The organism is Pseudomonas sp. PA-4-8C (assembly GCF_021606625.1).
Taxonomy (GTDB): domain Bacteria; phylum Pseudomonadota; class Gammaproteobacteria; order Pseudomonadales; family Pseudomonadaceae; genus Aquipseudomonas; species Aquipseudomonas lactis.
In genome coordinates, this window is record NZ_WKCD01000330.1 from 1 (window position 1) to 5,526 (window position 5,526).

The 5,526-nt window shown below is 62.2% G+C and carries 2 protein-coding genes and 1 pseudogene; all 3 read left to right on the forward strand.

Annotated elements, in window-relative coordinates; genetic code table 11:
• Positions 1–538, forward strand: a 538-nt coding sequence (locus tag GIW04_RS27280) for an efflux RND transporter periplasmic adaptor subunit (protein WP_236479381.1), incomplete at its 5' end; no start/stop codon positions are given.
• Complete coding sequence (locus GIW04_RS27285; RefSeq protein ID WP_034135500.1) at positions 535–3,636, forward strand: MdtB/MuxB family multidrug efflux RND transporter permease subunit; 3,102 nt, start codon at positions 535–537, stop codon at positions 3,634–3,636. The genes GIW04_RS27280 and GIW04_RS27285, both read left to right, overlap by 4 nt.
• Positions 3,633–5,453: pseudogene (locus GIW04_RS27290) on the forward strand (efflux RND transporter permease subunit); the annotation flags it as partial. The gene GIW04_RS27285 and the pseudogene GIW04_RS27290, both read left to right, overlap by 4 nt.
• Between the last annotated feature and the right edge of the window lie 73 nt (positions 5,454–5,526).

Below are 5,526 nucleotides of genomic sequence, written 5' to 3' on the forward strand. Positions count from 1 at the left end.
GGCCCGTTATCACGCAGGCAACAAGTTGCCCGTGGAAGCCTGGGACCGTAGCGACGTGAAAAAACAGGCGGTCGGTGTACTGCAAAGCCTGGACAACCAGATTGACGTGACTACCGGCACGCTGAAATTCAAGGCGCGTTTCGATAACAAGGACCAGGCGCTGTTCCCCAACCAGTTCGTCAATGTGCACCTGCTGGCCGACACCTTGAACAACGTAGTGCTGGCGCCCTCCGCGGCGATCCAGTTCGGCAACAATGGCACCTTTGTCTACAAGCTCGACGGCGACAAGAAGGTCAAGGTCCAGCCGCTGGTGGTGGGCGACACCGACGGCGAAAACACCGTGATCAAGGAAGGCCTGGCCGCTGGCGACCGCGTGGTGCTGGAAGGCACCGACCGCCTCAAGGACGGCAGCGAGATCGAAGTGGTCAACGCCAGCAGCGAGGTGCCGACCACCCCGACCGAACACCTGCAAGGCAAGCCCGCAGCGAAAGGGGAGACCGGGGCAGACGCCGGCAAGGCGCAAAAGGTCGGTTCATGAACCTGTCGCGCCTGTTCATCCTTCGCCCGGTTGCCACCACGCTGAGCATGCTGGCCATTGTCCTGGCCGGCATCATCGCGTACCGCCTGCTGCCGGTGTCGGCGTTACCCCAGGTGGATTACCCGACCATCCGGGTGATGACCCTGTACCCCGGCGCCAGCCCCGATGTGATGACCAGCGCGGTCACCGCACCGCTGGAGCGCCAGTTCGGGCAGATGCCCGGGCTGACCCAGATGGCGTCTACCAGCTCCGGCGGTGCCTCGGTACTGACCCTGCGTTTCAACCTCGACATCAATATGGATGTCGCCGAGCAACAGGTGCAGGCTGCGATCAACGCCGCCACCAACCTGCTGCCCAAGGATTTGCCGGCGCCGCCGGTGTACAACAAGGTCAACCCGGCGGATACCCCGGTGCTGACCCTGGCAATCACCTCCAAGACCATGTTGTTGCCCAAGCTCAATGACTTGGTCGACACGCGCATGGCGCAGAAAATCGCGCAGATCAGCGGCGTCGGCATGGTCAGCATCGCCGGTGGTCAGCGCCAGGCCGTGCGCATCAAGGTCAACCCCGAGGCCCTGGCGGCCAATGGCTTGAATCTCTCGGACGTGCGCGCCCTGATCGCCGCCTCCAACGTCAACCAGCCCAAGGGTAACTTTGACGGCCCCACTCGCGTGTCGATGCTCGATGCCAACGACCAGTTGGTTTCGCCTGAGCAATATGCCGAACTGATCCTGGCCTACAACAATGGCGCCCCGCTGCGGCTCAAGGATGTGGCGCAGATCGTCGACGGTGCCGAAAACGAACGTCTTGCCGCCTGGGCCAACGAGAACCAGGCCGTGCTGCTCAATATCCAGCGCCAGCCAGGCGCCAACGTGATCGAGGTGGTGGACCGCATCAAGGCCCTGCTGCCCAGCATCACCGACAACCTGCCGGCCGGCCTGGACGTGACGGTGCTCACCGACCGCACCCAGACCATCCGCGCCTCGGTCAAAGACGTGCAGCACGAATTGCTGATCGCCATTGCCCTGGTGGTGATGGTGACGTTCCTGTTCCTGCGCCGCGTCAGCGCCACGATCATTCCGTCCATCGCCGTGCCGCTGTCCCTGGTGGGTACCTTTGGCGTGATGTACCTGGCCGGATTCTCCATCAATAACCTGACACTGATGGCCCTGACCATCGCCACCGGGTTTGTGGTGGACGACGCCATCGTGATGCTGGAAAACATCTCGCGCTATATCGAGGAAGGCGAGACGCCGATGGCGGCCGCGCTCAAGGGCGCCAAGCAGATCGGTTTCACCCTGATATCCCTGACCTTGTCGCTGATTGCGGTGTTGATCCCGCTGCTGTTCATGGCTGATGTGGTCGGGCGGCTGTTCCGTGAATTTGCCATCACCCTGGCCGTGGCGATCCTGATTTCCCTGGTAGTGTCCCTGACCCTCACGCCCATGATGTGCGCGCGTCTGCTCAAGCGCGAACCCAAGGAAGAAGAGCAGGGCCGCTTCTACAAAGCCAGCGGCGCCTGGATTGATTGGCTGATCGAAGCCTACGGCCGCAAGCTGCAATGGGTGCTCAAGCACCAGCCGCTGACGTTGCTGGTGGCCATCGCCACCCTGGGCCTTACGGTGGTGCTGTACCTGGTGGTGCCCAAGGGCTTTTTCCCGGTGCAGGACACCGGGGTGATCCAGGGCATTTCCGAAGCGCCGCAGTCGATTTCCTTTGCGGCCATGAGCCAACGCCAGCAGGAGTTGGCGAAGATCATCCTCGCCGACCCTGCCGTCGAGAGCCTGTCGTCCTACATTGGTGTGGACGGCGATAACGCCACCCTCAACAGCGGCCGCTTGCTGATCAACCTCAAGGCCCACGGCCAGCGCGACTTGAGCGCCGCCCAGGTGATCACCCGCCTGCAACCGCAGATCGACAAGCTGGTGGGCATCCGCCTGTTCATGCAGCCGGTGCAGGACCTCACCATCGAGGACCGGGTCAGCCGTACCCAGTACCAGTTCAGCATGTCGTCGCCGGACGCCGAGTTGCTGGCACTGTGGAGTGGCAAGCTGGTGCACGCCCTCAGTCAACAGCCGGAACTCACCGACGTTGCCAGCGACTTGCAGGACAAAGGCTTGCAGGTGTACTTGGTGATTGATCGCGATGCGGCCTCGCGCCTGGGTGTGAGTGTTTCGACCATCACCGATGCGCTGTATGACGCCTTCGGCCAGCGCCAGATCTCCACCATCTACACCCAGGCCAGCCAGTACCGGGTGGTGTTGCAGGCCCAGTCCGGCGAAACCCTCGGCCCGGCGGCCCTCAACCAGATCCATGTGAAAACCACCGACGGTGGCCAGGTACGCCTGTCGAGCCTGGCCCATGTGGAACAGCGCCAGGCGCAATTGGCGATTGCCCATATCGGCCAGTTCCCGGCGGTGATGATGTCGTTCAACCTGGCGCCCGGCGTGGCGCTGGGCAAAGGCGTGGAGCTGATCAACCAGACCCAGAAGGACATTGGCATGCCGGTGGGCGTGCAAACCCAGTTCCAGGGCGCGGCCCAGGCGTTTGAAGCCTCGTTGTCGAGCACCTTGCTGTTGATCCTGGCGGCGGTGGTCACCATGTACATCGTGCTCGGTGTGCTCTATGAGAGCTACATTCATCCGATCACTATCCTCTCGACCTTGCCGTCGGCGGCAGTGGGGGCCTTGCTGGCGTTGCTGCTCAGCGGCAATGACCTGGGCATGATCGCGATCATCGGCATCATCCTGTTGATCGGTATCGTGAAAAAGAATGCGATCATGATGATCGACTTCGCCCTCGACGCCGAACGCAACCAGGGCCTGGACCCACAGACGGCGATCTACCAGGCCGCGCTGTTGCGCTTCCGGCCGATCCTGATGACCACCCTGGCGGCCTTGTTCGGTGCGGTGCCGTTGATGCTCGCCAGTGGCTCCGGCGCCGAACTGCGCCAGCCCCTGGGCCTGGTGATGGTCGGTGGCTTGCTGGTAAGCCAGGTGCTGACGCTGTTCACCACGCCGGTGATCTACCTGTACTTCGATCGTCTTGGCCGGCGCTGGCGCAAAGAGCCGCAACGCCTGGAGCCGGTTGAGCCATGAACCTGTCCGGACCTTTCATCCGCCGGCCGGTAGCCACCATGCTGCTGAGCCTGGCGATCATGTTGCTCGGTGGCGTGAGCTTCAACCTGTTGCCGGTGTCGCCATTGCCGCAGATCGACTTCCCGGTGATTGTGGTGTCGGCCAGCTTGCCCGGTGCCAGCCCCGAGGTGATGGCGTCTACGGTGGCCACGCCGCTGGAGCGCTCATTCGGCGCGATTGCCGGTATCACCACCATGAGCAGTTCCTCGAGCCAGGGCTCTACCCGGGTGATTCTGGCGTTCGATTCCGACCGCGACATCAACGGCGCGGCGCGGGAAGTGCAGGCGGCCATCAACGCATCGCGCAACCTGCTGCCCAGCGGCATGCGCAGCATGCCCACCTACAAGAAGATCAACCCGTCCCAGGCGCCGATCATGGTGCTGTCGCTGACCTCCGACGTGCTGCAGAAAGGGCAGTTGTATGACCTGGCCTCGACCATCCTGTCCCAGAGCCTGTCCCAGGTGCCGGGCGTGGGCGAAGTGCAGATCGGCGGCAGTTCGCTGCCGGCGGTGCGCATCGAGCTGGAACCCAAGGCCCTCGATCAGTACGGCGTTGCTCTGGACGATGTGCGCAACACCATCGCCAACGCCAACCAGCGCCGGCCCAAAGGCTCGCTGGAAGACAGCGAGCGCAACTGGCAGATCCAGGCCAACGATCAGTTGGAAAAAGCCAAGGACTATGAGCCCCTGCTGATTCGCTACCAAGACGGCGCCGCCCTGCGCCTCAAGGACGTGGCGAAGATCACTGATGGCGTTGAAGACCGCTACAACAGCGGCTTCTTCAACAATGATTCGGCGGTGTTGCTGGTGATCAACCGCCAGTCCGGCGCCAACATCATCGAAACCGTACGGCAGATCAAGGCGCAGTTGCCGGCGTTGCAGGCGGTGTTGCCGTCCAGCGTCAAGCTCAGCCTGGCCATGGACCGCTCGCCAGTGATCACCGCCACCCTGCATGAAGCGGAAATGACCCTGCTGATTGCCGTGGGGCTGGTGATCCTGGTGGTGTACCTGTTCTTGGGTAACTTCCGTGCTTCGCTGATCCCGACCCTGGCGGTGCCGGTGTCGTTGGTGGGCACTTTTGCGGTGATGTACCTGTACGGTTTTTCGCTGAACAACTTTTCGCTGATGGCGCTGATCCTCGCCACCGGGCTGGTGGTGGACGATGCCATCGTGGTGCTGGAGAACATTTCCCGGCACATCGACGAGGGCGTGCCACCGATGAAAGCCGCCTACCTGGGCGCCCAGGAAGTCGGCTTTACCTTGCTGTCGATGAACGTGTCGCTGGTGGCGGTGTTCCTGTCCATTCTGTTTATGGGCGGGATCGTCACCAACCTGTTCCGTGAGTTTTCCATCACCTTGTCGGCGGCGATCATCGTCTCGCTGATTGTTTCGCTGACCCTGACGCCCATGCTGTGCGCCCGCTGGTTGAAGCCGCATGTGAAGGACCGGCAGACCGGTTTGCAGCGCTGGAGCCAGAAGGTCAACGACCGTATGGTCGCCGGCTACGCCACCAGCCTGGACTGGGTGCTGCGCCATCGGCGCCTGACCTTGCTCAGCCTGTTAGTCACCGTGGGCGTGAATATCGCGCTGTACGTGGTGGTGCCCAAAACCTTCATGCCCCAGCAGGACACCGGCCAGTTGATCGGTTTTGTGCGCGGTGACGATGGCCTGTCGTTCAGCGTGATGCAGCCAAAGATGGAGATCTTTCGCCAGGCGGTGCTCAAGGACCCGGCTGTGCTGAGCGTAGCCGGTTTTATCGGCGGTAATAACGGTACCAACAAATGAGGTGGGGCCGTTTTCTTTCAACATAATAAGCATCCGCGCAAACAAGAACAAGTGTGGACTGTGTATA